General features: G+C 66.3%; 29 protein-coding genes. 18 read left to right on the top strand and 11 right to left on the bottom strand.

The window, feature by feature from the left end; translation table 11 throughout:
- The first annotated feature begins 2 nt into the window (after positions 1 to 2).
- From WFK98_RS20425 to WFK98_RS20415, 3 genes are all read left to right on the top strand, one after another.
- A complete protein-coding gene (locus WFK98_RS20425; RefSeq protein WP_336801518.1) occupies positions 3 to 2,396 on the top strand; it encodes an aldehyde dehydrogenase family protein in 2,394 nt (797 codons plus the stop codon).
- A 134-nt stretch (positions 2,397 to 2,530) separates the two neighbouring features.
- Positions 2,531 to 3,022: a hypothetical protein gene (locus tag WFK98_RS20420; RefSeq protein WP_336801517.1), complete on the top strand. Its 492-nt coding sequence runs from the start codon at positions 2,531 to 2,533 to the stop codon at positions 3,020 to 3,022.
- Between the two features lie 80 nt (positions 3,023 to 3,102).
- Positions 3,103 to 3,984: an N-acyl homoserine lactonase family protein gene (locus WFK98_RS20415; protein WP_336801516.1), complete on the top strand. Its 882-nt coding sequence runs from the start codon at positions 3,103 to 3,105 to the stop codon at positions 3,982 to 3,984.
- A 175-nt stretch (positions 3,985 to 4,159) separates the two neighbouring features.
- Here WFK98_RS20415 and WFK98_RS20410 read toward each other — a convergent pair whose 3' ends face one another.
- Positions 4,160 to 5,095 (bottom strand): carbohydrate kinase family protein, encoded by a 936-nt coding sequence (locus tag WFK98_RS20410; protein ID WP_266336963.1) that lies wholly within the window; start codon positions 5,093 to 5,095, stop codon positions 4,160 to 4,162.
- Between the two features lie 124 nt (positions 5,096 to 5,219).
- On the opposite strand from WFK98_RS20410, the gene WFK98_RS20405 reads away from it, so the two are divergent.
- A complete protein-coding gene (locus WFK98_RS20405; protein ID WP_336801515.1) occupies positions 5,220 to 7,268 on the top strand; it encodes a M3 family metallopeptidase in 2,049 nt (682 codons plus the stop codon).
- Between the two features lie 171 nt (positions 7,269 to 7,439).
- The gene (locus WFK98_RS20400) at positions 7,440 to 7,634 is read left to right on the top strand and encodes a hypothetical protein (RefSeq protein WP_336801514.1); all 195 of its coding nucleotides are present in this window, start codon (positions 7,440 to 7,442) and stop codon (positions 7,632 to 7,634) included.
- Between the two features lie 78 nt (positions 7,635 to 7,712).
- Here the strand turns inward: WFK98_RS20400 and WFK98_RS20395 are convergent, their stop codons facing one another.
- Positions 7,713 to 8,507, bottom strand: coding sequence for an SDR family NAD(P)-dependent oxidoreductase (locus tag WFK98_RS20395; RefSeq protein ID WP_336801513.1), 795 nt, complete (start codon positions 8,505 to 8,507; stop codon positions 7,713 to 7,715).
- 189 nt (positions 8,508 to 8,696) lie between these two features.
- A complete protein-coding gene (locus WFK98_RS20390; protein WP_336801512.1) occupies positions 8,697 to 9,269 on the bottom strand; it encodes a TetR/AcrR family transcriptional regulator in 573 nt (190 codons plus the stop codon).
- 91 nt (positions 9,270 to 9,360) lie between these two features.
- On the opposite strand from WFK98_RS20390, the gene WFK98_RS20385 reads away from it, so the two are divergent.
- The 4 genes from WFK98_RS20385 to WFK98_RS20370 all read left to right on the top strand — a co-directional run bounded on the left by WFK98_RS20385 (position 9,361) and on the right by WFK98_RS20370 (position 12,064).
- Positions 9,361 to 10,269, top strand: coding sequence for an SDR family oxidoreductase (locus WFK98_RS20385; RefSeq protein WP_336801511.1), 909 nt, complete (start codon positions 9,361 to 9,363; stop codon positions 10,267 to 10,269).
- A gap of 151 nt (positions 10,270 to 10,420) precedes the next feature.
- Positions 10,421 to 10,921 (top strand): DUF2165 family protein, encoded by a 501-nt coding sequence (locus WFK98_RS20380; protein WP_336801510.1) that lies wholly within the window; start codon positions 10,421 to 10,423, stop codon positions 10,919 to 10,921.
- A gap of 223 nt (positions 10,922 to 11,144) precedes the next feature.
- Positions 11,145 to 11,723, top strand: coding sequence for a TetR/AcrR family transcriptional regulator (locus WFK98_RS20375; RefSeq protein ID WP_336801509.1), 579 nt, complete (start codon positions 11,145 to 11,147; stop codon positions 11,721 to 11,723).
- Positions 11,720 to 12,064, top strand: a complete 345-nt coding sequence (locus tag WFK98_RS20370; RefSeq protein ID WP_266336955.1) for a DMT family transporter — start codon at positions 11,720 to 11,722, stop codon at positions 12,062 to 12,064. The genes WFK98_RS20375 and WFK98_RS20370 overlap by 4 nt, the downstream gene beginning before the upstream one ends.
- Before the next feature lie 72 nt (positions 12,065 to 12,136).
- Here WFK98_RS20370 and WFK98_RS20365 read toward each other — a convergent pair whose 3' ends face one another.
- Both WFK98_RS20365 and WFK98_RS20360 read right to left on the bottom strand, forming a co-directional pair.
- Positions 12,137 to 12,508: a DoxX family protein gene (locus WFK98_RS20365; protein WP_266336954.1), complete on the bottom strand. Its 372-nt coding sequence runs from the start codon at positions 12,506 to 12,508 to the stop codon at positions 12,137 to 12,139.
- A gap of 105 nt (positions 12,509 to 12,613) precedes the next feature.
- Positions 12,614 to 13,573, bottom strand: a complete 960-nt coding sequence (locus WFK98_RS20360) for a hypothetical protein (RefSeq protein ID WP_336801508.1) — start codon at positions 13,571 to 13,573, stop codon at positions 12,614 to 12,616.
- Between the two features lie 135 nt (positions 13,574 to 13,708).
- On the opposite strand from WFK98_RS20360, the gene WFK98_RS20355 reads away from it, so the two are divergent.
- The 5 genes from WFK98_RS20355 (at position 13,709) to WFK98_RS20335 (ending at position 20,041) form a co-directional block, all read left to right on the top strand.
- Entirely contained in the window at positions 13,709 to 15,052 is a 1,344-nt protein-coding gene (locus WFK98_RS20355; protein WP_336801507.1) for an amidohydrolase family protein, read from the top strand.
- Positions 15,053 to 15,353: 301 nt separating this feature from the next.
- Positions 15,354 to 16,397 (top strand): BMP family ABC transporter substrate-binding protein, encoded by a 1,044-nt coding sequence (locus tag WFK98_RS20350; RefSeq protein ID WP_336801506.1) that lies wholly within the window; start codon positions 15,354 to 15,356, stop codon positions 16,395 to 16,397.
- A gap of 58 nt (positions 16,398 to 16,455) precedes the next feature.
- Positions 16,456 to 18,000 carry an ABC transporter ATP-binding protein gene (locus WFK98_RS20345; protein ID WP_336801505.1) on the top strand — a complete coding sequence of 515 codons (1,545 nt, stop codon included), beginning with the start codon at positions 16,456 to 16,458 and terminating at the stop codon, positions 17,998 to 18,000.
- A complete protein-coding gene (locus WFK98_RS20340; protein WP_336801504.1) occupies positions 17,997 to 19,094 on the top strand; it encodes an ABC transporter permease in 1,098 nt (365 codons plus the stop codon). The genes WFK98_RS20345 and WFK98_RS20340 overlap by 4 nt, the downstream gene beginning before the upstream one ends.
- Positions 19,091 to 20,041 (top strand): ABC transporter permease, encoded by a 951-nt coding sequence (locus tag WFK98_RS20335; RefSeq protein WP_336801503.1) that lies wholly within the window; start codon positions 19,091 to 19,093, stop codon positions 20,039 to 20,041. Before WFK98_RS20340 ends, WFK98_RS20335 begins: the two co-directional genes overlap by 4 nt.
- Before the next feature lie 102 nt (positions 20,042 to 20,143).
- Here the strand turns inward: WFK98_RS20335 and WFK98_RS20330 are convergent, their stop codons facing one another.
- Positions 20,144 to 21,121, bottom strand: a complete 978-nt coding sequence (locus WFK98_RS20330) for an alpha/beta fold hydrolase (RefSeq protein WP_336801502.1) — start codon at positions 21,119 to 21,121, stop codon at positions 20,144 to 20,146.
- A gap of 202 nt (positions 21,122 to 21,323) precedes the next feature.
- On the opposite strand from WFK98_RS20330, the gene WFK98_RS20325 reads away from it, so the two are divergent.
- Positions 21,324 to 21,743, top strand: coding sequence for an Rrf2 family transcriptional regulator (locus WFK98_RS20325; protein ID WP_336801501.1), 420 nt, complete (start codon positions 21,324 to 21,326; stop codon positions 21,741 to 21,743).
- Positions 21,744 to 22,035: 292 nt separating this feature from the next.
- Here WFK98_RS20325 and WFK98_RS20320 read toward each other — a convergent pair whose 3' ends face one another.
- On the bottom strand, positions 22,036 to 22,311 hold the full coding sequence (locus tag WFK98_RS20320) for a hypothetical protein (protein ID WP_336801500.1): 276 nt from the start codon (positions 22,309 to 22,311) through the stop codon (positions 22,036 to 22,038).
- A 138-nt stretch (positions 22,312 to 22,449) separates the two neighbouring features.
- On the opposite strand from WFK98_RS20320, the gene WFK98_RS20315 reads away from it, so the two are divergent.
- The 3 genes from WFK98_RS20315 (at position 22,450) to WFK98_RS20305 (ending at position 24,569) form a co-directional block, all read left to right on the top strand.
- Positions 22,450 to 22,707, top strand: coding sequence for a hypothetical protein (locus WFK98_RS20315; RefSeq protein ID WP_336801499.1), 258 nt, complete (start codon positions 22,450 to 22,452; stop codon positions 22,705 to 22,707).
- A 131-nt stretch (positions 22,708 to 22,838) separates the two neighbouring features.
- The gene (locus WFK98_RS20310; protein ID WP_336801498.1) at positions 22,839 to 24,053 is read left to right on the top strand and encodes an XRE family transcriptional regulator; all 1,215 of its coding nucleotides are present in this window, start codon (positions 22,839 to 22,841) and stop codon (positions 24,051 to 24,053) included.
- A gap of 9 nt (positions 24,054 to 24,062) precedes the next feature.
- A complete protein-coding gene (locus tag WFK98_RS20305) occupies positions 24,063 to 24,569 on the top strand; it encodes a DUF4411 family protein (protein ID WP_336801497.1) in 507 nt (168 codons plus the stop codon).
- A 40-nt stretch (positions 24,570 to 24,609) separates the two neighbouring features.
- Here the strand turns inward: WFK98_RS20305 and WFK98_RS20300 are convergent, their stop codons facing one another.
- The 4 genes from WFK98_RS20300 to WFK98_RS20285 all read right to left on the bottom strand — a co-directional run bounded on the left by WFK98_RS20300 (position 24,610) and on the right by WFK98_RS20285 (position 26,184).
- Entirely contained in the window at positions 24,610 to 24,867 is a 258-nt protein-coding gene (locus tag WFK98_RS20300; protein WP_336801496.1) for a hypothetical protein, read from the bottom strand.
- Positions 24,868 to 25,023: 156 nt separating this feature from the next.
- Positions 25,024 to 25,407, bottom strand: a complete 384-nt coding sequence (locus tag WFK98_RS20295; RefSeq protein WP_336801495.1) for a hypothetical protein — start codon at positions 25,405 to 25,407, stop codon at positions 25,024 to 25,026.
- Positions 25,404 to 25,685 (bottom strand): hypothetical protein, encoded by a 282-nt coding sequence (locus tag WFK98_RS20290; RefSeq protein ID WP_336801494.1) that lies wholly within the window; start codon positions 25,683 to 25,685, stop codon positions 25,404 to 25,406. The genes WFK98_RS20295 and WFK98_RS20290 overlap by 4 nt, the downstream gene beginning before the upstream one ends.
- Before the next feature lies 1 nt (position 25,686).
- On the bottom strand, positions 25,687 to 26,184 hold the full coding sequence (locus WFK98_RS20285; protein ID WP_336801493.1) for a TIGR02594 family protein: 498 nt from the start codon (positions 26,182 to 26,184) through the stop codon (positions 25,687 to 25,689).
- Between the last annotated feature and the right edge of the window lie 54 nt (positions 26,185 to 26,238).

Raw genomic sequence — 26,238 nt, 5'->3', positions numbered from 1 at the left:
TCATGGCACTCGTCAAGGACATCCTCGTCAGCATGGACTACGGCCCGGCCCCCGAAGCGAACGAACCCGTCGTCGGCTGGCTCGACCTGCACAAGGACGGCTTCAACCACTTCATCGACGGCAAGTTCGTCGCCCCGTCGGAAGGCAAGCGCTTCCCGGTGTTCAACCCGGCCCATGAGACCGAGCTGGCCCAGGTCGCGCAGGGCAGCGCCGCCGACGTCGACAAGGCGGTCAAGGCCGCCCGCAAGGCGTTCAAGTCGTGGTCGGCGCTGTCGGGTCATGAGCGCGCCGTCTATCTCTACGCCATCGCCCGCCACATCCAGAAGCGCGAGCGCTTCCTCTCCGTGCTGGAGACGATGGACAATGGCAAGCCGATCCGCGAGACGCGCGACATCGACATCCCGCTGGTCGCCCGCCACTTCTACCACCATGCCGGCTGGGCCGAGCTGGTCGAGAGCGAGTTCCCCGGCGAAGGTCCGGTCGGCGTCTGCGGCCAGATCATCCCGTGGAACTTCCCGCTGCTGATGCTGGCCTGGAAGATCGCCCCGGCGCTCGCCGCCGGCAACACGGTCGTGCTGAAGCCGGCCGAATACACGCCGCTCACCGCGCTCGCCTTCGCCGAGATCTGCCGCGAGGTCGGCCTGCCGGCCGGCGTCGTCAACATCGTCACCGGCGACGGCGTGACCGGCAACGCCATCGTCGAGCATGCCGATGTCGACAAGATCGCCTTCACCGGCTCGACCGAGGTCGGCCGCATCATCCGCGAGAAGACCGCCGGCACGGGCAAGAAGCTGTCGCTCGAACTCGGCGGCAAGTCGCCCTTCATCGTCTTCGAGGACGCCGATCTCGACGGCGCGGTCGAGGGCGTGGTCGACGCGATCTGGTTCAACCAGGGCCAGGTCTGCTGCGCCGGCTCGCGCCTGCTGGTGCAGGAAGGCGTCGCCGAAGCGGTCTACGCAAAGCTGCGCGCCCGCATGGCAAATCTCCGCGTCGGCGATCCGCTCGACAAGTCGGTCGACATGGGCGCCATCGTCGACCCGGTCCAGCTGAAGCGCATCAAGGAACTGGTCGCGAAGGGCGAAGCCGAGGGCGCGACCCTCTTCCAGGCTAACAAGGGGTTACCAGCGAAGGGCTGTTTCTTCCCGCCGTCGCTGTTCACCAACGTCGCCCCGGCCTCCACCATCGCCGAGGTCGAGATCTTCGGACCGGTGCTGGCAGCCATGACCTTCCGCACCCCGGACGAGGCGGTGGCGATCGCCAACAACAGCCGCTACGGCCTCGCCGCCTCGGTCTGGTCGGAGAACATCAACCTGTCGCTCGACGTCGCCGCCAAGCTGAAGGCCGGCGTCGTATGGATCAACGGCACCAACATGTTCGACGCCGCAGCCGGCTTCGGCGGCTATCGCGAGAGCGGCTATGGCCGCGAGGGCGGGCGCGAGGGCATGGCCGAATATCTGAAGCCTGTCACCGACAAGCCCTTGAAGGCAGACGAGAAAGTCGCCGCCAAGCTGTCGCCGCTGCCGGTCGCCGACGAGGAGATCTCGGGCCTGCCGTCGATCGACCGCACCGCCAAGCTCTATGTCGGCGGCAAGCAGGCACGGCCCGACTCCGGCTATTCCTACACGGTGCTCGGCCCGAAGGGGCAGCCGATCAGCCAGGCCGGCCTCGGCAACCGCAAGGACATCCGCAATGCCGTCGAAGCGGCCGGCAAGGCGGGCTCGTGGGGCGGCGCCACGGCGCATAACCGCGCGCAAGTCCTTTATTACGTTGCGGAAAACCTCTCTTCCCGGGCCAAGGAGTTCGAGGCGCGCATCGTCGCCATGACCGGCGCCTCTGCCAAGGCGGCGGCGGAAGAGGTCGCGGTCTCGATCCGGCGGACGTTCTGGTACGCGGCGCAGGCCGACAAGTTCGACGGCGCGGTGCACTCGACCAAGTCGCGCCATGTCACGCTCGCCATGAACGAAGCCTTTGGCAACATGGGCATCCTCTGCCCGGACGAGGCGCCGCTGCTCGGCTTCGTGTCGCTGGTGATGCCGGCGATCGCGATGGGCAACCGGGTCATCGTCGTGCCGTCCTCCAGCCATCCGCTGGCGGCGACCGACTTCTACCAGATCCTCGACACCTCGGACGTTCCGGCCGGCGTGGTCAACATCGTCACCGGCGAACGCGACGTGCTCGCCAAGACGCTGGCCGAGCACGACGATGTCGCAGCGCTCTGGTATTTCGGTTCGAAGGCCGGCAGTGCGCTGGTGGAGAAGGCTTCCAGCGGCAATCTGAAGCCGGTCTGGGCCAACCAGGGCATTCCGCGCCGCTGGACCGAAAACTCGGCGCAGGGCCGCGAATTCCTGCGTCGCGCCACCCAGGTCAAGAACATCTGGGTGCCCTACGGCGAATAGGCCTCAAGCTGGCTGCCCCTCCGCTTCGCCTGGCGCGGCGGAGGGGCCCGCCGACCGCTCTTGAGCCCGGGCCCGCGATCGACCATGCTGCGCGGCCGGCCGTGGGGGGAGCCATCGGTCCGGCGGGAGGGGCCATGGCCAACCAACTGGAGTCCAAAACGTTTCGCTGCGACGTCCCGAACGGGCCCGACGACGGAACGCTCCGCTATATCGAGGCGGCGGGCGCCTGCTTCGAGGATCTGCGCGCCGTCACGGCGCAGCTTGGCGGCCTGCTGCTGCTTGCCGCCAGCGGCGCCCGTTCGGCCGGGCCGCATCATCCCATGCTCGCCGTCGCGGCGGACCTGCTGGATAGCGCTCGCGAGGCCACGCTTCGCCTCGCGCCATGCTCCGCCCGAACCCGCCATCACCATGACCACCTCGCCGCCGCCGTCACGCGATTGACGGAAGCGCTCGCGCTTGTCGACGCCGCGCCGCTCGGCCACGACGGCGTCACGGAGCCGATGCGGCGGCTCAACGCTTCCTGGACCGAGCTCGGCGCGGCATCGCGCGCGCTGCCCGGCTTCGACCTGATCGATCTCTCCGGCGCCTGCTGCGCCATGCATGCGCCGGGCCTCGCAACAGCCTAGAGCGTTTTCGATCGAAGTGGATTCTGGCTCGCGTGAAGAAAACGCGACACAACAAAGAGTTAGCGCGGCCGGGAGGGCCCATGTCCATCTATTCGATCTGGGTGCTGGAATACGCCTACATTCCGGAGATGCCGCTGAGCGCGCTGGTCTATGGCGAGCACAACAAAGGCACCTGCAAGCTTCCCTATGCCTACACGCTGCTGAAGAGCGACGACCATACCATCCTGATCGATTGCGGCCATGACGACGCCGCCTATGGCAAATTCCTCGCCGACCGCTCCGGCGTCGTGAATTTCGCCGCGCCGCGCGACGTGCTGGCGGAAGTCGGCATGACGCCCGAAGACATCGACCACGTCATCATCACCCACGCCCATTTCGACCATATGGGCGGCCTCGCCCTGTTCCCGAACGCAAAATTCCACATCCAGGAAGCCGAGCTATCACGCTGGATCTGGGCGATGTCGCTCGACCGGCGCTTCCGCTGGCTGATGCGCACCACCGATCCCGGCGACATCCTGCGCTGCGTCGAGCTGGCGCGCGACGGCCGCCTCGTCTCGGTGAACGGCGACAGGGAGGACGTCTTCCCCGGGATCGATCTTCGCATCGCCGCCGACACGCATACGCCGGGCTCGCAATTCGTCGTCATCCGCAATGACGGCCGGCGCGAAAGCGAAGACAGCTTCGTCGTCACCGGCGACCTCGTCTACCGGATGGAGAACCTCGATGGCGGCGAACCGGCCGACCCGTTCTACCGGCCGATCGGCATGGGCATCGGCAGCCAGACCAACATGGTGTTCGCGCTCGACGCCATCGTTGAGGCGGCTGGCGGCGATCACGGCCGGGTCGTCCCGCCGCACGAGGCGCGGCTGCCCGAGCGCTTTCCTTCCCGCCTGACGGAAAGGGGCCTGCAGGTGATCGAGGTCGCACTCGCCGACGGCGCGACGAGTTTTGTAGAGAGCTAGGTCAACGCGAGCGGGCGCCACCTCTCCCATGGGGAGAGGTCGACGCACGCAGTGCGGCGGGTGAGGGGTTAAGGCCCAACCTGTGACATCGCATCCCCTCACCCGGAGCTTCGCTTCGACCTCTCCCTGTGGGAGAGGTGAGGTGCCGCCTCTACCTCGTCGAATCCCCGAGCCCCTACACCTCGCCCCAGACGCGCGGCAGCGGGTCGCCGGCTGTGGGACGGCCGCCGAGGACGGTCGTCGCCTGCGCGCCCGCCTCGACGCCGCGATGCAGGCAGACATCGATCGCCTTGCCGGCCAGGCGAGCCGCCAGGAAGCCGGCGAGGAACGCATCGCCGGCGCCCGTGGTATCGGTGACCTCGACCCTGGGCGCCGCCGCCTTCAGGCGAACCGACCGGCTGGCCGCCTCGGCGCCCTCGGCGCCGCGCTTGATCACGGCCAGCTCGTAGCGGGCGGTGAGAAAACGGATCTGCTCGGCGGCGTCGCGGCTGCCGGTCAGGCAGGCGGCCTCCTCGGCATTCGGGAAAATGATCGAGGCGTCGCTGGTCCAGCCAAGGAAATTCGACGGGCCGACTTCCTCCAGGAAGCCGACCGAGGCCGGGTCGACGGTGACGGTAATGCCGCGGGCCCGCGCCACCGCCATCAGCGCCATGACGGCGGCGCGGGGGCCGGGCGTGAACAGCGCATAGCCCGAGACATGCACGAGATCGAGCTGGTTCAGCATCGAGAACGGCAGGTCATCGGCGCAAAGACCGTCATTGGCGCCGCGGTCGGTCAGGAAGCTGCGCTCGGCATTGTCCGAGAGAATGGCGATCAGCATGCCGGTGGTGCGCTCGTCGTCGGCGGCGAGAACCGGCACGACGCCGGCATCGCGCAACGCCTGTTCCTGCTCGGCCAGATCACGACGGCCAACCCGGCCGGCGAACGCCACCGGAATGCCGAAATGCGCCAGCCAGGCGGCCTGGTTGCAGCCCGAGCCGCCCGGATAGAGGCCGATCTTGGCGCGCCGGTCCGATCCGACGACCAGCGGCCCGTCCGGACGCACGATGACGTCGGTCATCACGTCGCCAATGACGAGCATGCGAGGGCGGGGCAAATCGGAGGCAGTCATGGCGGAACTCGAATCGGACAGAGGTTGATCACCCTCCTATAGAGAGGAATGCGGCCGGCATTAAGCTTGAACCATGCCGGCAAACCCTCCATGTCTGGACCAGCTCATTCTGACCGAGGCCCGCATGACCGCTGAAAATCCGCTTCTCGCGCCCTGGAACACGCCGTTCGACGTCCCGCCCTTCGCCGCCATCGAACCCGCCCACTACACCCCCGCCTTCCAGGCGGCGATCGCCGAACACGAAGCCGAAATCGCTGATATCGCCGACAATGCCGAGGCTCCGACCTTCGACAACACGATCGCGGCGATAGAGCGGGCCGGCCGCTCGCTCGACCGGGTCGCCAACGTCTTCTTCAACCTGACCGGCGCGCACACCAATGACGAACTCGAAACGATCGAGCTCGATCTCGCCCCGGTGCTGGCGCGCCACAGCAACGGCATCTACCAGAACGCCAGGCTGTTCGACCGCATCGACACGCTGTTCAAGGCAGGCGATGCCGGCCTCGACGCCGAGCAGGCGCGCGTGCTGGAGCGCTATCACACCAGCTTCGTGCGCGCCGGCGCGGGCCTATCGCCGGAAGCCAAGACGCGCCTCGGCGCCATCGCCGAAAGGCTCGCGACGCTCGGCACCAATTTCGGCCAGAACGTGCTCGCCGACGAGAAGAGCTGGAGCCTGACGCTCGAGGGCGAGGCCGACCTTGCCGGCCTGCCCGACTTCCTGCGCGATGCGGCAGCCCAGGCGGCCAGGGATCGCGGCCTCGACGGCAAGCATGTAATCACGCTGTCTCGCTCGTCGATCGAGCCGTTCCTGCAGTTTTCCGCCCGACGCGACCTGCGCGAGAAGGCGTTCGCCGCCTGGATCGCGCGCGGCGAGGCCGGCAAGACCGACAACCGCGCCATCATCGCCGAAACCGTGCAGCTGCGCGCCGAGCGGGCGAAGCTGCTGGGCTTCCCGAGCTTCGCGCATTTCCGCCTCGACGATTCGATGGCGAAGACACCGGAAGCGGCGATGGGCCTGCTCCGGTCCGTCTGGAAGCCGGCGCGCGCCCAGGCGATCGCCGAGCGCGAGGCGCTGCAGGCGCTGGCGCAGTCGGAAGGCGGCATTTTCGACATCGCCGCCTGGGACTGGCGCTACTATTCGGAGAAACGCCGCAAGGCCGAGTTCGATCTCGACGAGAGCCAGCTGAAGCCCTATCTGCAGCTCGACAAGATCATCGAGGCCGCCTTCGACACGGCGACGCGGCTGTTCGGCGTCACCTTCACCGAGCGCTTCGACGTGCCCGTCTATCACCCGGATGTCCGCGTCTTCGAGGTGAAGGACCGCGCGGGCCAGCCGGTCGGCCTGTTCCTCGGCGATTATTTCGCCCGCTCCTCGAAGCGCTCGGGCGCCTGGATGAGCGACTATCGCGGCCAGGAAAAGCTCGCCGGCGACATCCGCCCGATCATCGTCAACGTGATGAACTTCGCCAAGGCGGCCGAGGGCCAGCCGACCCTGCTATCCTTCGACGACGCCCGCACGCTGTTCCACGAATTCGGCCACGGCCTGCACGGGCTGCTTTCCGACGTCACCTATCCGCGCATCGCCGGCACCAATGTGGCGCGCGACTTCGTCGAGTTCCCGTCGCAGCTCTACGAACACTGGTTCGAGCAGCCGGACGTGCTGGAGCGCTTCGCGCTGCATTACAAGACCGGCGAGCCGATGCCGAAGGCCTTGATCGAACGGCTGATGGCCAGCCGCACCTTCAACCAGGGTTTTGCGACTGTCGAGTACGTGTCGTCGGCGCTGGTCGATCTCGAACTGCACCTGCTCGACGACACGGAAGGCCTCGACGCCTCGGCCTTCGAGCAGAAGGTGCTGGACGAGATCGGCATGCCGCAGGCGATGGTGATGCGGCACCGCTCGCCGCACTTCCAGCACGTCTTCGCCGGCGACGGCTATTCCTCGGCCTATTATTCCTATCTCTGGTCGGAAGTGCTGGACGCCGACGGCTTCGGCGCCTTCGAGGAGGCGGGAGACATCTTCGCGCCCGAGGTCGCTGTGAAGCTCCGGGACTACGTCTATGCGGCCGGCAACCGCCGCAAGCCGGAAGAGGCCTATCGCGCCTTCCGTGGCCGCGATCCCGAGCCTTCGGCGCTTTTGAAGAAGCGCGGCCTGCTCGAGGCCGCCGAATAGGCCGCTCCACCAAGCAACCGCCCTCTCCCTGCCCGGGAGGGGGCCATAACCACCGGATTAGCCGCGAAAACCGCGATCCGCCGGCCGCGCTTCACGAATTCTCGGCGCAGCGCTAGTCTTGGTCGGAATTATCGCTATTGTCCGCGGCCAATCATCAAGAGGATCAGCGCCATGGCCGTTTCCAAGTCCGACCTTTCCCAAATCGAGCTGAAGACGCTCGCCCGCGTCTCCCGCCCCGGCCCCTATGTCGGCCTGAACGGCAAGGCCGTGCAGAAGCTGATCGAGCTCGGCCTGGTCAAGACCCGCGTCGCCGGCTATGTGCTGACCGAGGACGGCATCAGCCTGCTGCGCGCCGACGCCGAGTAATCGGCCCGGGACATCGCGGATAGCAAAAGGCCCCCGGCGACGATCGCCGGGGGCCTTTTTCATTCCGTTCGCCCACCCTCAATCCGGCAGGACGACGCCGATCTTGGCGAGAAGGCCGCCATCGACCTTGTATTCGCCGCCGGTGCAGAAGGCGGCGCGCGGACCGGCCAGGAAGGCGATCATCGCACCGACGTCCTCGATCCGGCCGACGCGGCCGATCGGATGCGCCAGGCCCCAGGACGCGATCACCTCGTCCTCGGTCTTGCCGTCGAGATTCTCGCTCGCCGCGAAGCGCAGCATCGGCGTGTCGATCGAGCCGGGGCAGACGGCGTTGACGCGGATGCCGTCCTTGGCGTGATCGAGCGCCATGGCGCGGGTGAGCGCCAGCAGGCCGCCCTTGGAGGCGACATAGGCGGCGACATTGGTCTGGCAGGCGATGCCCTGCACCGAGGCGATGTTGACGATCGCGCCGCCGCCATTTCTGCGCATGACCGGAATCGCGTGATGGGCGGTGAGATAGGTGCCCTTCAGGTTGACGCCGAGCACGCGGTCCCACTCCGCCTCGCCCATCGTCTCGACCGTGCCATAGGGCTGGATCGCGGCGCTGTTGACGATGATGTCGATGCGGCCGAAATTCTCCACCGTCTCCGCCACCAGCGCCGCCACGGAGGCATCGTTCGCAACGTCGCCGACGACGCCATGCGCGGTGGCGCCGCTTGCCGTGAGCTTCGCGACCGCCTTGTCGAGCGCCGCCTGGTCGATGCCGAAGAGCACGATCGTCGCGCCCTCCTTCGCCAGCGCCTCGGCGCCGCCAAATCCGATGCCGGTGGCGCCGCCCGTCACGATCGCCACCTTGCCCGCCAGTTCCGCCATGCCCGTCTCTCCCTGTAGCGTTTGCCGCCAAGCGGGCGACCGGCTTGCTGCCCGCATCCGCCCACCGGCTCATTTTCTCGGCGCGCCGCCCCCTCCGGAATCAGGCACGCCTGTTGGATCGGGCTAACCTGCCACCGGCCAGGGCGGAGCGCCATCGCTTCCTCGACGGCGAGGCTTCGCAGGTGGAATTCAGGCGGCGGGTTCAGACGTCAGCAGCGCGGCGACGAAGCGAACCAGGCTATGCCGGACATGCTCGGCGACCGAGCCCTGCGGATCGAAGCCCCACCAGATCAGCAAACCCTGCCACTGCGCCGCCATCAGTTGGCCGATCTCGGCCGGCGCGCGCGGCGTCCCGATAAAGCAGGCGTCGAGCGCAGCAGCCAGATCCTGCTTCCAGCGCGCGCCGCGCGCCCGCAATTCCGGATCGCGCAGATCCTCGCGCAATACCAGCAATCCCTCGGCATAGGCCTCGATCTCGCCGAAGTCGGAAAGCCCGACCAGTAGAGCGATGGCGCCGGCCGGGCTCCTGGGCACGGCGGCGGCCAGCGTGGCGGTACGGGCATCGAGCCCGTCCCAGGCCTGCATCAGCGCCGCCTGCTTCAACGCCGCCTTGCTGCCGAAGCGCTGCACCAGCGTCGATCCGGACAGCCCGCAGGCACGGGCCAGGTTCTCGAAGGTCAACGCCTCCGGGCCGCGCTCATGGATCAGCGCCAGCGCCGCTTCCAGCACCGTCTCGTCCGGCATGGCCTTGTGGCGGGGCATGTTGACTTCCTTTTATAAACGAACAATCATTTATATAGAGAAACTCCACGCCGCACCAGCCCAGGTGCGCATCGAATCGCAGGAGAACGCCATGTCGCTGACGGGAAAAGTGGCCCTGGTCGCCGGCGCCACGCGCGGAGCCGGCCGCGGCATCGCCGCCGAGCTCGGCGCTGCCGGCGCCACCGTCTATGTCACCGGCCGCACGACGCGCGACCGCCTTTCCGAGTACCAGCGCGCGGAGACGATCGAGGAGACCGCCGAGCTGGTGACGGCGCTGGGCGGCCATGGCATCGCGGTCCCGACCGACCATCTGGAGCCCGAGCAGGTGCAGGCGCTGGTCGAACGGATCCGCCGCGACCATGGCCGGCTCGACATCCTCGTCAACGACATCTGGGGCGGCGAAAATCTGTTCGAGTGGAACAAGCCGGTCTGGGAGCACCATCTCGGCAACGGCCTGCGCCTGCTGCGGCTCGCCATCGACACGCACCTCATCACCGCGCATTTCGCGCTGCCGCTGCTGATCGAACGACCGGGCGGCCTGCTGGTCGAGGTCACCGACGGCACCGCCGACTACAACGCCACGCATTACCGGCTGTCGCCCTTCTACGATCTCGCCAAAACCTCGGTGAACCGCATGGGCTGGGCGCATGCCCAGGACCTGGCCCCACATGGCGCGACCTCCGTGTCGCTGACGCCGGGATGGATGCGCTCGGAAATCATGCTGGAGACCTTCGGGGTCCGCGAGAACAACTGGCGCGACGCCACCGCGGCCGAGCCGCATTTCGTCATCTCGGAAACGCCGCGCTTCGTCGGCCGCGCCGTCGCAGCACTCGCCGCCGACCCCGAGCGGGCGCGCTGGAACGGGCAGTCGCTTTCAAGCGGCGGACTGGCCGAGGCCTATGGCTTCACCGATCTCGACGGCTCGCGGCCGGATGCCTTCCGCTATCTGGCCGAGGTGCAGGAAGCCGGAAAACCCGCCGACGCGACCGGCTACCGCTGACGGCCCGGCGCGGAAAGGCAAGCCGAGACCCAGCGCGACGCTGGGTAAGTTGGCAGCTCCGAAAATCTCGAAGCGTTCCAAGTTGATCGGCATTTACCGCTCAGTAGATGATTCGTGTTTTCTTTCCGCTTTCTTTGGAGAGGAAAGCCCAATGCAAATCACACGGCTCAGCAAGACGGCCCTGACTGCCTCGATTGCCTTCTTCGCGACGCTGGTCGCCTTCGGCAACATCACCGACTATGGCTCGAACTTCGAGTTCGTGCGCCACGTCCTGCTGATGGACACCATCTTCCCGAACGCCACCATCCACTATCGCGCCATCACCAGCCCGACGCTGCACCACGCGTTCTACATCCTGATCATCGCCGCCGAGACGTTGACGGCGATCCTGTGCTGGATCGGCACCTTCGCCATGCTCGGCCGCCTCGGCGCCGACGCGCGTTCGTTCAACCGCTCGAAGAAGTGGGCGATCGGCGGCCTCGCCTTCGGCTTCCTCGTCTGGCAGGTCGCCTTCCTGTCGATCGGCGGCGAGTGGTTCGGCATGTGGATGTCGCAGACCTGGAACGGCATCGAATCGGCCTTCCGCTTCTTCATCACCATCATCTGCGTGCTGATCTTCGTCTCGATGCCGGACACCGAGCTGAACGACTAAGGCGCAAAGCCACCCTCACCCGGAAGAGCCCGGTCGGACTTCCTGCCGGGCTCTTTTTTCGTCATCCCGCACAGGAGATCGTCGGCGTGCACCGCGTCGGATCGACAGCGGCCGCTGGGTAAACTGATCGGTGCCGCGCCGCCCCCCCACCATCCGGCAACCCGATGCCATCGCCGATTTCCCAACCCTTGCGGACATACCGACCATTCGGTATGTTTAAATCATGACTAGCGCCCATGAACGCAAGAAGCAGCCCGAACAGGTCCGCCGCAGGCTCCTCGACTGCGCGGCGAGTCTCGCCGTCGAGACCGGCTTGGCGTCGCTGACCATCCAGGCCGTCGCCGACGCGGCCGACGTTACCAAGGGTGGCCTGTTCCATCACTTCGCCAGCAAGGAAAAGCTGATCGAGGGGGTGTTCACCGACCTTCTCGACAAGCTCGACGCGGAGATCGACGCGATCCTGGCGGCGGACCCGGTCGTTCCCGGCCGCTTCACCCGCGCCTATGTCGATTCGGCGATCCGGCTGATGGAATCGAAAGCGCCGAGCCCCTGGGGCGCGCTGTCGATCTCGATGATGACAGACCCGGCGCTGCGCCGCCTGTGGTCGGACTGGTATCGCGCGCGGCTCGCCCGCCACGCCGACACGGATTCGGCGCCGATGCTGGAGATCGTGCGCTACGCCGCCGACGGCATCTGGCTGTCCGACCTCTGCGACATGGACCCGGCGCTGCGCATGGACCGCGCCGTCCTGCGCGACCGACTGATCCGCATGACGACCGAACCCGAAAGAAGCCCGGCATGAGCACGCCGCTTGCCACCTATGCGTCGCTTGGAATCGCCATCGCCTGCGAGGTGATGGGCACGACGCTGCTGCAACAGACGCAGCAGTTCACAAGGCTGCTGCCGACGCTCGGCACCGTCGCCTGCTATGGCGCGGCGTTCTATTTCCTCACCATCGTCCTGAAGACGATGCCGGTCGGCATCGCCTATGCGATCTGGAGCGGGCTCGGCATCGTGCTGATCTCGGCGATCGGGCTGGTGCTGTTCCGCCAGACGCTCGATACGGCCGCGCTGGTCGGCCTCGGCTTCATCATCACCGGCGTGCTGATCGTCAACCTGTTCTCCGGCTCGGTCTCGCACTGAAGGACGGCCGAACGAAATCGGGGCGCGCCGACAAGGCACGCCCCGAAGGAGAAAGCCGATCGCCGCCCGCGCTCAGAGCGAGAGGCCGATCACCATCAGGCAGTAACCGACCAGCGTCGAGTTCACCAGCGTCAGGTAGAGGTGCGGCTTGCGCGCCTCGCCCTGGAACAGCAGGAAATTATGGAAGAGCGAGGTCGCGCCGATCAGGAACAGGATCAGCAGCGCCGCGCCCCAGCCGGGCAGGATGCCGAGCGCGACGGAGAGACCGCCCACCAGCTGCGAGGCGAAGCCCAGCGCCACCAGCGCCGCCGGCAGCTTGAAGCCGTAATTGGTCTCGGTCGCGCTGGCATTGGCGAAATTCGCGAAATTGCGGATGCCGGCGATAACGAAGAACAGGCCGAGAATGATGCGGCCAATCAGAAGCAGAGTAACTGCGAGCGTCATTGAATTCCCCCCGTGATACCAATTGAGCTAGCGGATCGCCGGCAAATAGAAAAGAGGGTACCGCCGACCCGACGGCCTGGGATCCGGAACGCGCCCGGCACCCGGTTAGCCCCGCCAACCGAGAACGGTCAATCGGATATCGGGCGACAGGCTCGCCAGCAGTTCGGCCGTCGAACGCGAATAGTCGACCGCGCCGCCGATGACCGTGCCCAGCACCGCCTCGCGCACATCCGCATGGCCGTAGCCATGAGCGAGAAGATTGACGATCGCGGCCTGGATGGGCTGGATCGTCGGATTGAAGGCGACGCTCTCCATGGCGATGCCGCTGACGCGATTGCCGTCGGCGAGCGTCAGCACCACTGCGCCGGGGCAGCGACTATAGGGCGAATGGCTGTAGCGGCCGACCGCGAGCAAGGCTGCCGCCTCGGGATGACCGGAAGACGCCTCGAACGCCAGTTCGGGCCAGAGGACCCGTCCCGGCACCGCGCCCGGTTCGCCCAGATAGGCCGGGTCGAACGGCCAGGGATAGAGCTGCGCCAGCGACAGCGTATGGCCGAGCGGGTCGATCAGTTCCAGTTCGCCGCTTCGCGCATATTCGGCCAGGCACTGGCGGCAATGGGCGCAGGGATGCGCCTCGCCGATCGCCAGCGTGGAGATGTTGGCGCCACGGCTCATGGCGCGGATGACGATAAAGCCCTCACCATGCAGCGTGTAGCCGAGATGCGAACCCGGAAACTCGACATTGCCGCCGAGGATCAGATTGCCGGTCTCCGCCTCCAGCCCGACCGCGCCGACATGGAAATCCGAGATCGACGGGTGGGCATAGCCCTTGGCGACGTCGAGCAGGAGCAGCATCAGTTCCCGCACGGATGAAAGCTGGAACCGCCCGATCAGATCCTCCGCCACGGCACGGGGGATCACACTGCCTTCATTGCCGAGGGGCGCACGCGCGCGAGACGCCAGCACGCCCTTCGCCGCCTGCTGAACCGCTTCGCGCAGCTCGGGGCCGAGGCTGGCGAGACGGGCCGGAATGGCCGGATCGGCCTTGAACGGATTGGAGCTCAAGGCGCTATGCCCAAAGAATGGTCATGGCGGCGAAATGCTGCGCAGACGAATAGTATGCCCTTGAATGCATTTGACAAAATTCCGTCGAAGTGGCTTTAGCTTCCTATCTAGAACGGTTTCCCGATAGTAGGTCAAATGGGTTCTACTCTTCTCCGCGACGCGACTGTTTTGACCGTCGACAGCCAAAACACCGTCCATCCTGCAGGCTGGCTCGCCATGGTCGATGACCGCATCACCGGTGCGGGTCCTATGTCGACTTGCCCGGACGACGCGGGTTTCGACAGGGTCCTGTCGCTGCCGGGCCATGTAGTGATGCCGGGCCTGGTCAACGCGCACACCCATTCGGCCATGATCCTGTTTCGCGGTCGCTCGGAAGGTCACAGCCTGCTGACCATGGAAGGCTGGTACAACACCATTCGCGAGCCAGAACTGTCGCTTCTCTCTTCCGATATCGGCCCGGCCGTGGCGCTCTCCTGCGCCGAGATGGCGCTCTCGGGCACCACGACCTTCTGCGAGCAGTATTTCTTCGCCGACGAGATCGCCGCCGCCGTCGCCGAGGCGGGCCTCCGCTCTGTGATCGCCTATGGCATCGTGCAGCTTGGCGACGAGGCGCGTGGCGACGAGGAACTGAAGAACGCCGCCGCCTTCATCGAGCGGCAGCGCTCCGGCGACGGGCGCATCGTGCCCTGGTTCGGACCGCATGCGCCCTATGTCGACAATTCGGAGGCGCTTCTGCGCGCCGAAGTGGATCTCGCGGTCGAGTATGGATGCGGCATGCATCTGCACATGGCATGCGGCCCCGAGGACAATGAAGAAACGCTCGCGCGCTACGGGCTGACGGCGACGCAGGCGCTGCAGCGGGACGGCTTCTTCGCCGGTCGGGTGCACGCCGCCCACTGCCTCGACCTCTCGGAGGAGGATATCGCGATCTTCGCCGCGGCGCCGGCAGCGTCCGTCGCCTATTGCGCCACGGCTGGCCTGCGCTCGGGCCGCGAGGGCATGTGCCCGGCGGTAAAGCTGAAGGCAGCCGGCGTCGTCGTGGCGCTTGGCACCGACAACGTCGCCGCCAACAATGCCTATGACATGATCGCCGAGATGCGGGTCGCCGGCCTCGTCGCCTCGCATCGCGAGGGCAAGGCGCAGCCGATTTCCAGCCGCGAACTGGTGCGCATGACCACCATCGACGGCGCCCGCGCGCTCGGGCTCGACCACGAGATCGGCTCGCTGGAGGCCGGCAAGGCCGCCGATGTCATCGCCATCGACGTCTCCGGCGCCGGCTATTCGGAAGCCCCCGATATCGAGACCCTGCTGGTCTATTCCGGCAGCGGCCGCGACGTCCGCCACAGCTGGGTCGCCGGCGAACAGCTTGTCGCCGACCGAAAGCTGCTGCGGCGGCCGCTCGCCGAGATCAAGGCCGACTACTCCGTGACCTACCAGTCGTTCTGGTCGCGCGTCGAGGCCGCCCGCAAGCGGGCCTGACGACCGGCGATCGGCCGCAAAGGCCGGCAGGGAAGCGGCGGCTCTCCTCGCCCTTCCGGCGAGGCTCGCGCTGAAATTCGCCGGCGCCATGAGCGGCACGGTCCTTGCTTTGCGCTAGCCGAAGCCGGCCCGGCCTTGGCCGGCCATGCCTTGTTGAGGACGAGAACGACGTATGGCTTGAATTCCGGCCGCTCCCATAGGCTGATGGAAGCCTGTATGCATGCCGCCGCCCCTCGCCCGCCCCGCCCTCACCCAGCCCTTGCCTTGCCAATCCAATGACGACGTCCACAGGAGTTCCTCGATGATCAAGACCACCCTTTCGCGCCGGGCCTTCGGCGGCCTGCTGACAGCAGGCCTGATCGCGGCGACGGCCGGATCGGCCGCCAAGGCCGAGGACAGCCCGAAGCGGCTCAAGGTGGCGCTGGTCGTGCACGGCACGCTCGGCGACAAGAGCTTCCTCGACAGCGCCGCCGCCGGCCTGAAGCGGGCGGAAGCCGACCTGCCGGTCGACGTCACCGTCATCGAGGCGGGCCTCGATCGCGGCCGCTGGCAGCCGGCGCTCGCCGACGCCACCGACCAGGGTTTTGACGTCGTCATCGCCGGCACCTGGGAGATGACCGGCTTCATGGCCGAGCTGGCGCCCGAATATCCCGACACCAAGTTCATCATCTTCGACGACGCGCCCGATTTCTCCGGCGGCAAGTTCGGCAACATCCTGGCGATCAACTACCGCGTCTCGACGGCCGCCTACCTCGCCGGCCTCGCGGCGGCGAAGATCAGCAAGACCGGCAAGATCGGCGAGATCCTCGGCGTCGAGGGCGCGACGATCCTCGAATTCGCCGTCGGCTTCGAGCAGGGCGCCAAGGCCGGCAATCCGGACGTGCAGGTGACCCGCGCCGTTGCCGGAACCTTCACCGATCCCGCCAAGGGCAAGGAACTGGCGCTCGCCCAGTTCGACCAGGGCGTCGACATCGTCTTCCCGATCGCCGGCGGCACCGGCATCGGCGCGCTGCAGGCCGCCCGCGACAAGGGCAAGCTGGCCGTCGGCGTCGACAGTGACCAGGCCCTGATCTTCGAAGGCAGCGACCCGGCCCAGGCCGCCGTCATCTTCACCTCGGTCGAGAAGAAGGTCGGCGACTCGCTCTACACCGCCCTGCAGCAGACGCTCGCCGGTACCGCGCCCTATGGCACCAACCTGCTGCTCGGCCTCGCCGACGGCGCGGTCGGCATCGCCAAGAACAGCTATTACGAAAAGCTGGTCCCGGCCGATGTGCGCGCCGCGGTCGATGCGGCGGAAGCCGAGATCATCTCCGGCAAGATCGTCGTCGAAACGGCGATGAAGTGATAGGTCGGGCTCCGCCTCCAGGCGGAGCCCTTCTTTCTGACGCGAAGGACGCAAAGGCATGGCGCCGCTGCTCGAAGCCATCTCCATCGGCAAGACCTATCCGGGCGGGACGGTTGCCAATAACGGGGTCAATCTCTCGATCGAGGCGGGCGAAGTGCACGCCGTGGTCGGCGAGAACGGCGCCGGCAAGTCGACTCTGATGAAGATCCTGTTCGGCATCGAGCAGCCGGACAAGGGTGAGCTGCGCCTCGAAGGCAAGCCCGTCTCCTTCGCCGGTCCGCGCGAGGCGATCGACCACGGCATCGGCATGGTGTTCCAGCATTTCTCGCTGGTGCCGTCCTTCTCCGTCTACGAGAACGTCGTGCTCGGCTCGGAGCCGCGCGCCGGCATCAAGTTCGACCGCGAGGAAGCGATCCGGAAGGTGCGCGCGCTGTCGGAAAAATTCCGCCTCGCCGTCGATCCGCTGCCGCCAGTCGGCCAGCTGCCGGTCGGCCAGCAGCAGCGCGTGGAGATCCTGAAGGCGCTCTATCGCGACGCGCGCATCCTGATCCTCGACGAGCCCACCGCCGTGCTGGCGCCGCAGGAAGTCGAGGAGCTTTTCGTCGCCGTGCGCGCCCTGGTCGCGCAGGGCCGCACGGTGATCTTCATCGCGCACAAGCTGCCGGAAGTGCTCGAGATCTCCAACCGCATCACCGTCATGCGGGCCGGCAAGACCGTCGGCTCCGTCGACGCCAGGGAAGTCACCGAGGACAGCCTCGCCACCATGATGATGGGCCGCGAGATCACGCTCCGCGTCGATCGCGCCGAGGGCCGCGGCGCCGTCGCCTGCGAGATCTCGGGACTGAAGATCGAGGCGGAGAGCGGCGCCGTCATCGCGGAGCGCCTCGATCTCAAGGTGCATGCCGGCGAAATCCTCGGCCTCGTCGGCGTCGAGGGCAATGGCCAGGCCGAACTTCTCGAAGCGGTCGCCGGACTGCGCCCTGTCGCCGATGGCGACATCCGCCTCGACGGCGGCCGGCTCAACGGCCTCAGCGTCCTGGAACGGCGCGAGCGCGGCGTCGCCAGCATTCCCGAGGACCGCATCGCCCGCGGCCTGGCGACGGGCGCGACGATCGCGGAGAACCTCGTCGCGACCCGGCTCGCCGACAGGCGCTTCGTCCGCAGGGGCCTGCTCGATCTCAAGGCCATCAAGGCGCATGCGCTGGCGCTGATCGAGCGTTATTCGGTCCGAGCCGGCGGTCCGGGCTTCGCCGTCGGCACGCTTTCGGGCGGCAACATGCAGAAGGTGGTGGTGGCGCGCGAGCTTTCCGAGCAGCCGAAGCTGCTGCTCGTCAACCAGCCGACGCGCGGCGTCGACCTGGGCGCGACCCAGTTCATCTGGAAGTCGCTCGCCGCCGCGCGCGACGGCGGCGCGGCCGTGCTGCTGAGCTCGGCCGATCTTTCCGAACTTCTCGCCCTTTCCGACCGGCTGGTCGTCTTCTATCGCGGCAAGATCGTCGCCGCCTTCGTCAACCATGACGATCTCAACGCCGAAACCTTGGGGGCCTACATGCTCGGCCTCACGTCCCAAGAACCCGAAACCATGCGGGCCGCCCTGCAATGAGTGCTTCCTCCCCCTCCCGCCTGGCGACGTTCGGCCGCGAAGCGGGACGCGCGATCACCGCCCTGGCGATTGCGCTCCTCGTCGCCTGGCTGGTCATCCTCGCCACCTCCACCGACCCCGCCAAGGCGTTCCGCACGCTGCTGACCGCGCCGCTGACGTCGAGCCGCACGATCGGCCTCTGGATCGACGACGTCGCCAAGCTGACGCTGACGGGCCTCGCCTTCAGCCTCGTCTTCCAGGCGCGGCAGTTTTCCATGGGCGTGCAGGGCCAGGTCTATGTCGGCGGCCTGTTCGCCGCCCTCGTCGCGCTGTCGCCGATCGGCGCGACGCCGCTGGCCATTCCGCTCACCATGGCCGCCGCGATGCTCGCGGGCGCCGCCTATGGCTTCATCCCCGGCTATGCCAAGGCGCGCTTCGGCGCGAGCGAGATCGTCTCGTCGCTGATGCTCAATTACATCGCCATCCTGGTGGTCAACTATCTGATCCGCGCCCATCTCGCGCCGGCCGGCACCGGCCAGCTGATGACGGCGAAATTCCCGCCGGGTTCCATCCTTCCCGCCATCATCCCCGGCACGCGGTTCGACCTCGGCATCGTCATCGCCCTGGTGGCGACGCTCCTGGTCTGGTTCCTGCTCTATCGCACCAACTGGGGCCTGAAGCTGCGCCTGGTCGGCCACAATCCAGGCTTCGCCGAATATGCCGGCATCCGCTCCAGCTTCATCATGGTGTCAGCCATGACGGTCGCCGGCGCCTTTGGCGGCCTCCTGGGCGCCGTCTTCGTCCAGGGCCGGGCCTTCGGCAACCTGGCGCAGAACTTCGACGGCAACCTCGCCTTCGAGGGTATCCTGATCGCCATCGTCGCGCGCAGCCGGCCGCTCGCCGTGCCGGTCGTGGCGCTCGCCTATGGCTATCTCCGCCAGGGCGCGCAGCTGATGGGCATTCGCACCGACGTGCCGATGGAAATGATTTCGGTGGTGCAGGCGATCATCATCCTGCTGGTGGCCTCGTCCTTCACCCTGCCCGGCCGCAAGCTGCTGGCGCGCCTCATCGGCGGCCCTGCCCATGCCGTTGCCAGCGCGGAGGCCGCCAAGTGATCGAGCTCCTGCTCACGGTCTTCTCGGCCGCCTTCTTCGTCACCGTGGTGCGCACCACCACGCCGCTGCTCTTCGCGACGCTGGGCGGCCTGATCTCGGATCTCTCCGGCGCGCTCAACGTCGCGCTCGAGGGCATGATGCTGATCGCGGCGCTGACCGCAGTCATCGTCTCTGTCTATGCGCCCTGGTATGTCGCGGTGCTGGCAGGCGTCGGCGCCGGCGCCCTGCTCGGCGCGCTGATGGCGCTGTTCCACCTGCGCTTCAAGGCCGACATCATCCTGGTCGGCTTCGCCGTCAACATCCTCGCCACCGGCGGCACGGTGTTCGCGCTGGCGCAGGCGACGGGCGGCGACAAGGGCACCTCGATCAACCTCGTCTCCAAGGCGGTTCCGGCCGTCGACCTGTCGTTCCTTTCCGCCATTCCCGCGATCGGCCCGACGCTCACCAGCCTGCTTTCGGGGCATTCGATCCTGTCCTGGCTCGCGGTCTTCATGGTCTTTGCGGTGTGGTTCTTCCTCTACCGCACGCCCCATGGCCTCTGGCTGCGCGGCGTCGGCGAATATCCGGCCGCGACCGAGGCGGCCGGCATTCCCGTCGACAAGGTCCGCACCTGGAGCCTGATCGCGTCTGGCGCGCTCGCCGGCATCGGCGGCGCACAGCTGGCGATGTTCAACTATATCGGCTTCACCCGCGACATGACCTCGGGGCGCGGCTTCATCGCGCTCGGCGCGGTCCTGCTCGGCGCGCGCCACCCGATCGGCGCCATGCTCGCGGCGCTGCTGTTCGGCATCTTTGAGGCGCTCGCCATCGTCATCCCGAACCTGTTCAGCTGGATCCCGGGCGAACTGATCCAGACGATCCCGTTCGCGATGACCTTCCTGGCCCTCATCCTGTTCAGTTATCGCGCCCAGCGCGCCCGCCAGCTCAGGACGCTGAGCAAGGTGTGACGGCGTCCGGGGCGGGGAGCAGGACGAGACGGACCATTGCGATCGACCCCGGGGCCGATCGCAACCGCCGGTGCAGCCCGGCATCCGCCCGGCGGCAGGGCCCTAGGTCGAGTGCCGCCTCGCGAACTCGATGATCGCGGCGCTTACCCGTTCGGGGCTCTCCTGCGGCGCCCAATGGCCGCAGGCCTCGAGGAACAGAGGCGGCTCGAGCCCCGGCGCCAAGGTGGGCATGGCAGCGACGATCTCCCGCATTCCCGGCATGCTCAGCCCGACATCGCGATCCCCCACGACGTAGAGCGCGGGAATATCGACGGTCCTGCCCTTCAGGGCCGCCTGCAACGCCCAGTTTCGATCGAGGTTGCGATAGTAGTTGAGGCCGCCCCGGAAGCCGCTCCGGGCAAAGGCGGCGACGAAGGCCTGCAGATCCGCCTCCGTCAGCCAATTCGGCAAGGCATTCGGCAGCGGCAAGGGCGCAAGCAGGCCGTCCTTTCGCGACACCATGCCGAACGGGTTCGGCGTGCCGTCGCCGGGCACGCGCGGCCCCGCGTCGCCCGACGCCGCATAGAGCAGCTTGCGCAGCGTCGTCGGCACGTCCCGCCCGAACTCCGCTTCGGCCACGCCCGGTTCCTGGAAATACAGCGTGTAGAACAGCGCCTCGGCCGTCTGCGGGAAGATCCGGGTCGGGGGAACCGGAGGCTGTCCCATCATCGGCACGCCGATCGCCACGACGCCGCGGAAGCGGTCTGGGCGCATCAGCGCGGCCTGCCAGGCGACGCTCGCGCCCCAGTCATTGCCGGCAATGATCGCCGTCGGCGCGCCGAGCGCATCCAGGATGCCGATCATGTCACCGACGAGATGGAACAGCGTGAAGGCCTCGGGGTCGGCGGGACTGTCCGTCTCGCCATATCCGCGCATGTCCGGCGCCACGACGTGGAAGCCCGCCGCCGCCAGAGCGGCGATCTGATGCCGCCACGCATGCGATGTCTCGGGGAAACCATGGCACAGCAGGACCAGCGGCCCCTCGCCCTGCTCCGCGATGTTGATCCGGATCCCATTCGCTTCGATAAACCGATGCTGCATCCTATCCTCCGGCCTGGCGGGTGGTTTCGCGGTGGCGCTGCGGACGGGAACCGACGCCAGAGCCGAAGAAGCCGCCCCGGCCAGACTGGCCAAAAATGTCCGTCTCAACATGTGCCACACCTCGTATGCGAAACTACATAAGTTACACATTCGGACGAGTCAATAATCCGTAACAAGATCAGTTACAGACGAGGATACCGCCTTGCGAAGCGACAGCCGCCTTTCCCGGATGCTGCATGTGCTCGTCCACATGCAGCTTCTCGGAGGAACCGAGACATCCGACACCATCGCGCTGATGCTGAAGACGAATCCGGTCGTCGTGCGCCGCACGATGGCCAAGCTGAAGCAGCATGGGATCGTTTCGTCGGAGGGAGGTCCCGGCGGCGGCTGGCGACTGCTGCGCGCGCCCGAGGACCTGACGGTGCTGGAAGTCCACCGCGCCCTGACCGACGCCTCGGTCTTCACGCTGGCGCTATCCGCCGATCATCCGGCCTGCCCCGTCGAACGCGCGGTCAATGCCCGACTCTCCCATGCGATGAGCCGCGCGGAAGCCGTGCTGGCCGAGGAGTTCGGGGCAACGACGCTCGCCGACATTGCCCGCGAATTCCAGCCGGCGGGCTAAGGCGGCGCGATCCGGAACTCCCGAAGAGGCCGCGGATTACGGCAGGTCGGTCGTCGACGCGCCGCCAAGCCGCCCGAAGTATCGCCGGACCGAAACGATAAAAGCGCCCGAAATGGCGCCACGACGTCATTAAGCAAACAAGGGAAATGGCGCCCCCGAAGAGATTCGAACTCCTGCCCCCCAGATTCGTAGGCTCTCTGGGCCATTGATATCGTTGATGGACGTTCCCAACCGGGCGGACGGGAACGGGATAGAGGCGGCTCCGAACAGGCGCCGCCTTTTCCGTTTTCGCCTAGAGCTTGAGCGCCACGATCGCAGCGTCAAGCTCCCACCTGGGGCCCTTCAGCCACACACCTGGAGGCTGCAACGACTCGATCGCCCTGATCGTCGCCTGCGGCAGCTTCTTGCGGATCTCGGTCTGCCAATCGTCGGCGGAGCGCCCTGTCAGGAAGAAGCAATAGGAGCTCCACCCGCGGACATCGAGCGACAGTTCGCGCGACTTGAAATCCTGCTCTTCGGCGATGATGCTCTTTCCCTCGACGAAGGTGCGACGTGTGATCTCAACCATGGGGCCTCCTGCTGTGGCCCGCCTACTATCCGATTCTCACCAGCAGGCCAGCCCGACAGATCGCCTCAACCGCAGGCAGATTGACTCCGTCTCACAAGAGAACGAAATAGGAACAAAACCCCATCGCAGGATAGGCCGATGAGCATCGAGACATTGGGACAGGCATGGTCGGCCGGCTGGCGCGTCAAGGCGCGCTGCCTCGGTCGCGACGCCAGCACCAAGAAGGGCACTCGCCCCTGCTTGAGAAACATCGACATCGACATGGGAACGCTGCTCTGGACGCGCGGCAGGGACTTTCCGATTTCCATGCTACCGCAGCGGCTGAAATGCCCTAGCTGCGGCTGCCGTCAGATCAGCGTGATGTTCGACGTTCCAACGGATCGGAAGAGGGCGTAGATCGAGCCAAAACGAACAAAAATGGGCTTTACGGTTTGACAATCATCGAATGCGACTGTTGACGAACCCGCGCAAATCGTGCGCGTTAACACTTTATTTAGGTTGGAGAGCGGTCCAGGTCCGCCGACACGATGCCACAGGTCAACCCAGAGATCTTGAGATGGGCACGGGAAACCGCGGGCCTCTCTCTAGAAGAGGCTGTCGCGAAGCTCGGCATCAATGATGCTCGCGGCGAGAGCGCTATTGACCGTCTGATTGCCCTCGAGCAAGGCGTGGGAGAACCGACAAGGCCTCTGCTTCTCAAGATGGTTCAGCAATATCGCCGTCCCCTGATCGCGTTCTACCTCGCAGAGCCGCCCAAAGTGAGCGACCGCGGGCACGACTTCAGGACACTGCCAGCCGACCACACCCGACGCGATGACGCACTCGTTGACGCCCTGCTTCGAGACGTCAAGGCGCGTCAGGAGATGGTTCGGGCATTGCTGGAGGCCGAAGATGAAGCTGTGCAACTTCCCTTCGTTGGCTCGATGTCAATGCGCGATGGCGCCAGCAAGGTGCTCGCTTCTATCGTCGAGACGTTGGGCCTGGACCGAGAGCAGTTCTGTAAGGGCATTCGTGGGGACCGATCGGCGGCCAAGGGCTTTGCATACCTGCGCCAACGTGCCGAGGATGTCGGCGTATTTGTGCTGCTCGTAGGTAATCTTGGAAGCCACCACACGGCGGTGGATGTAGAGCTCTTCCGAGGCTTCGCACTAGCTGACCCAATTGCCCCTTTCATAGCGATCAATGATCAAGACAGTGATAGGGCTTGGAGTTTCACCCTTCTGCACGAGCTAGCCCATATCTGGATCGGCGAAAGCGGCGTAAGCGGAGCAAACCCCTCGTTGCCCGTCGAAAAATTCTGCAATGATGTGGCTGGCGCTTTTCTGCTGCCGGATTCCGAAATCGAGCGCGAACGCGGAATCGGAGAGCGATCTATCGAAGAAATAATGGCACGAATTGGCGAAATCGCTTCGCGGAGCGAGGTTAGCCACTCGATGGTGGCGTACAAGCTTTGGCGCCTCGGCATCATTTCACGAGACCAATGGGCTGAGATAAGCGGCGCATTCCGCCAGCATTGGCTGCGGCATCGCGCGGCAGCCCGGGAGGCAAAACGAGGCGGAACCGGCCCAGACTACTACATCGTGCGGCGCCATAGACTTGGTGAGCGTCTAGTTGAGCTTTCACGCCGCATGATGGCGGGTGGGGCTCTTTCCCCGACAAAGGCGGCTCGCATCCTCTCGGTGAAGCCATCGAACGTCTACCCGTTAATCAGCGGTGCCAGCTCCCCTTGGCAGGCAGCATAGGGGCCAATTTTGCTTTATCTGTTGGACGCCAGTGTCTTGATCACCGCCAACAACCTTTACTATCCGCTCGACGGCGTACCTGAGTTCTGGGAATGGCTAGAGCACATGTGCGCCGAGGGCCGCCTGAAGATGCCCCTAGAGATCTTCGAGGAAGTTACAGACGACGTGGGCGATTGGCTGCGCGAACAGGATCGCAAGGCCAAGGTCTGCCTCGATGAACAGACCAACGTCGATTTGGTGCGGGAATGCATAGAACGGGGCTACGCGCCGGATCTTAACGAGTCCGAACTGCTAGAGATGGGAAACGATCCATTCCTGATTGCCTCAGCAATGGCGGCGCGCGACCAACGAGTCGTCGTCACAACTGAGGTCTCGAAACCGACTAAGCGCCGCGCCAATCGCCATATTCCTGACGTTTGCGACAGTGTCGATGTCAAATGGTGTGATAGCTTCACGATGCTGCGCACTCTGGGATTCAGCACTAGATGGCGCGAACAATTTGGTGTCTTTGCCTAGGTAGCAAGCACCGGACCGGCGGCTAGCACGCCCACCTCAGTCAGGGCCCCCTATGGGGAAACCAGCTCCAGATCCGCATAAGTGCATCGATCAGCAGTGGCAGGCCGATCACCAAGCCGATGATCGCCCCACCCACCAGGCCGAGGAACTTGCCCACGGTCCCGAAGCCGATCATCACCCGAATCAGCTTCTGCAGGAATGCGACCTCATCCGGGCGAAGCTCTTCCAGCATGCGGCGTGTCTCTTCCGGCAGGTCGCCATAGCGCTCGGCCAGCGGTTCGAGCTCCGGCTGCTTCATCGCCTCCGCGCCCCCCCCAGCTCGATCGCGACCTGATCATACGCGGCCACCACGCCCGCGTGCTTGGCGGTGCAGGCTCCATAGGCATCGATCGCCCGGTTCGCCATGACCTGCGGATTGCGGCTCGCGGCCGGTGGCGCCGCCGGTTCACGAAGATCAGGGGCGAGCGGCGCCAGAGAGACCCTCGCCGGCTCTGGCCGCGCGGTCGATGTGTGATTGCACCCGGCCAAACTCATCGTCGCTATAGCGACAGGCAGGATCGTCGCGCGTAAGCGCCTCATCGCTGGCAACCTCTCTGAGATGGGAAATCGCGCGGTTGACGCCGATCGCGATGGATTGGACGCCCGCCGCAAGGCGGGCATTTCGGGCAATGGTTTCGTTGGCAGCGTCGAGGTCGTCCTGCAGCTGCTTGCGCTCGAGGCGAAGCGCCTTGGCCTCGCCGAAGGCATCGGTGACGCGATAGCCGGCATAGGCGCCGATGGTGCACCCAACCGCCACGGCGACCGCAAGGCCCTTCAGGCCGAAGACGGACGGGATCATTCGCGCTCCCCTTCCGTCGCCGCAGGTGCATCAGAGCGCGGGCGTCTTCCGCCCCGGCTGAGCGCCATGAAGTTCTTGTCGTCCCAGGTCGCGCCGAAGACGTAGGCGGCGATGACTGAGCCGGCGAGCAGGATCAGCCCGTTGGCGATCGTCTCGGCGAGGTCCGTGTCCTGCCCCCAGATGGTGAGATAAAGGATCTCGAGCGCACAGAAGATCAGCGTCCCGACGATGATCGCACGGCGGACCCGCCAGGACGGCCGAGAGATCGGAGGCGCCATCTCAGGCCTCATTCCGGGAGAGGCGGCCATCGCTGGTCAGCACAGGCAGGTTGAACCGCTCCTCGAGCGGATAGGTCGAGGGCCAGCGATAGCCGAGCGCGCGCGAAGGCGCGAACGGCTTGATATTGACAGCGTCGCCCTGATTGCCCCCGAGCACCATCAGGTTGCCGTGCTGATCCTTGCCGACAACGAAGCCGACGTGACCGCCGCCGGCGCGCTCGAAAACCACGATGGCGCCGACGGCCGGTCGGTCCAGCTTGACGCCGAAGTTCAGCCAGGACCGCGCAGACGCCCCCGCGCCCCGCGCCGGCGGCCCGATACCCGTCTCCGACAGCACACCGCCCACAAAGGCGCCGCACCAAGGCGTCTCGTCGTCCTTGAACCAGGAGGCGCCGATGGCACTCCACCATTCGAGGATCTTCGGGTTGTGCTTGCCGCCGGCGATTTCGCGAAGGCCGAGATAGCCGCGCGCCTGCGCGATCCAGCGCGGATCGGTCATGTCATCTCTCCGATGTTTTGGCAGGGGAAGGGTTGAACGAGGCGCCGCCCGCGC

This window comes from Kaistia sp. MMO-174 (assembly GCF_037147815.1).
GTDB lineage: Bacteria > Pseudomonadota > Alphaproteobacteria > Rhizobiales > Kaistiaceae > Kaistia > Kaistia nematophila.
This window is presented reverse-complemented; position numbering and strand designations above follow the sequence as displayed.

Bases quoted from the DNA above. Each gene is read 5' to 3' on its own strand.
- WFK98_RS20410 (WP_266336963.1), bottom strand. From the start codon at position 5,095: ATGACTGCCTCCGATTTGCCCCGCCCTCGCATGCTCGTCATTGGCGAC.
- WFK98_RS20345 (WP_336801505.1), top strand. From the start codon at position 16,456: ATGGCGCCGCTGCTCGAAGCCATCTCCATCGGCAAGACCTATCCGGGC.
- WFK98_RS20320 (WP_336801500.1), bottom strand. From the start codon at position 22,311: ATGGTTGAGATCACACGTCGCACCTTCGTCGAGGGAAAGAGCATCATC.
- WFK98_RS20350 (WP_336801506.1), top strand. From the start codon at position 15,354: ATGATCAAGACCACCCTTTCGCGCCGGGCCTTCGGCGGCCTGCTGACA.
- WFK98_RS20395 (WP_336801513.1), bottom strand. From the start codon at position 8,507: ATGGCGGAACTGGCGGGCAAGGTGGCGATCGTGACGGGCGGCGCCACC.
- WFK98_RS20390 (WP_336801512.1), bottom strand. From the start codon at position 9,269: ATGCCCCGCCACAAGGCCATGCCGGACGAGACGGTGCTGGAAGCGGCG.
- WFK98_RS20415 (WP_336801516.1), top strand. From the start codon at position 3,103: ATGTCCATCTATTCGATCTGGGTGCTGGAATACGCCTACATTCCGGAG.
- WFK98_RS20400 (WP_336801514.1), top strand. From the start codon at position 7,440: ATGGCCGTTTCCAAGTCCGACCTTTCCCAAATCGAGCTGAAGACGCTC.
- WFK98_RS20365 (WP_266336954.1), bottom strand. From the start codon at position 12,508: ATGACGCTCGCAGTTACTCTGCTTCTGATTGGCCGCATCATTCTCGGC.
- WFK98_RS20310 (WP_336801498.1), top strand. From the start codon at position 22,839: ATGCCACAGGTCAACCCAGAGATCTTGAGATGGGCACGGGAAACCGCG.
- WFK98_RS20340 (WP_336801504.1), top strand. From the start codon at position 17,997: ATGAGTGCTTCCTCCCCCTCCCGCCTGGCGACGTTCGGCCGCGAAGCG.
- WFK98_RS20315 (WP_336801499.1), top strand. From the start codon at position 22,450: ATGAGCATCGAGACATTGGGACAGGCATGGTCGGCCGGCTGGCGCGTC.
- WFK98_RS20295 (WP_336801495.1), bottom strand. From the start codon at position 25,407: ATGATCCCGTCCGTCTTCGGCCTGAAGGGCCTTGCGGTCGCCGTGGCG.
- WFK98_RS20405 (WP_336801515.1), top strand. From the start codon at position 5,220: ATGACCGCTGAAAATCCGCTTCTCGCGCCCTGGAACACGCCGTTCGAC.
- WFK98_RS20355 (WP_336801507.1), top strand. From the start codon at position 13,709: ATGGGTTCTACTCTTCTCCGCGACGCGACTGTTTTGACCGTCGACAGC.
- WFK98_RS20385 (WP_336801511.1), top strand. From the start codon at position 9,361: ATGTCGCTGACGGGAAAAGTGGCCCTGGTCGCCGGCGCCACGCGCGGA.
- WFK98_RS20425 (WP_336801518.1), top strand. From the start codon at position 3: ATGGCACTCGTCAAGGACATCCTCGTCAGCATGGACTACGGCCCGGCC.
- WFK98_RS20375 (WP_336801509.1), top strand. From the start codon at position 11,145: ATGACTAGCGCCCATGAACGCAAGAAGCAGCCCGAACAGGTCCGCCGC.
- WFK98_RS20285 (WP_336801493.1), bottom strand. From the start codon at position 26,184: ATGACCGATCCGCGCTGGATCGCGCAGGCGCGCGGCTATCTCGGCCTT.
- WFK98_RS20330 (WP_336801502.1), bottom strand. From the start codon at position 21,121: ATGCAGCATCGGTTTATCGAAGCGAATGGGATCCGGATCAACATCGCG.
- WFK98_RS20370 (WP_266336955.1), top strand. From the start codon at position 11,720: ATGAGCACGCCGCTTGCCACCTATGCGTCGCTTGGAATCGCCATCGCC.
- WFK98_RS20420 (WP_336801517.1), top strand. From the start codon at position 2,531: ATGGCCAACCAACTGGAGTCCAAAACGTTTCGCTGCGACGTCCCGAAC.
- WFK98_RS20290 (WP_336801494.1), bottom strand. From the start codon at position 25,685: ATGGCGCCTCCGATCTCTCGGCCGTCCTGGCGGGTCCGCCGTGCGATC.
- WFK98_RS20300 (WP_336801496.1), bottom strand. From the start codon at position 24,867: ATGAAGCAGCCGGAGCTCGAACCGCTGGCCGAGCGCTATGGCGACCTG.
- WFK98_RS20380 (WP_336801510.1), top strand. From the start codon at position 10,421: ATGCAAATCACACGGCTCAGCAAGACGGCCCTGACTGCCTCGATTGCC.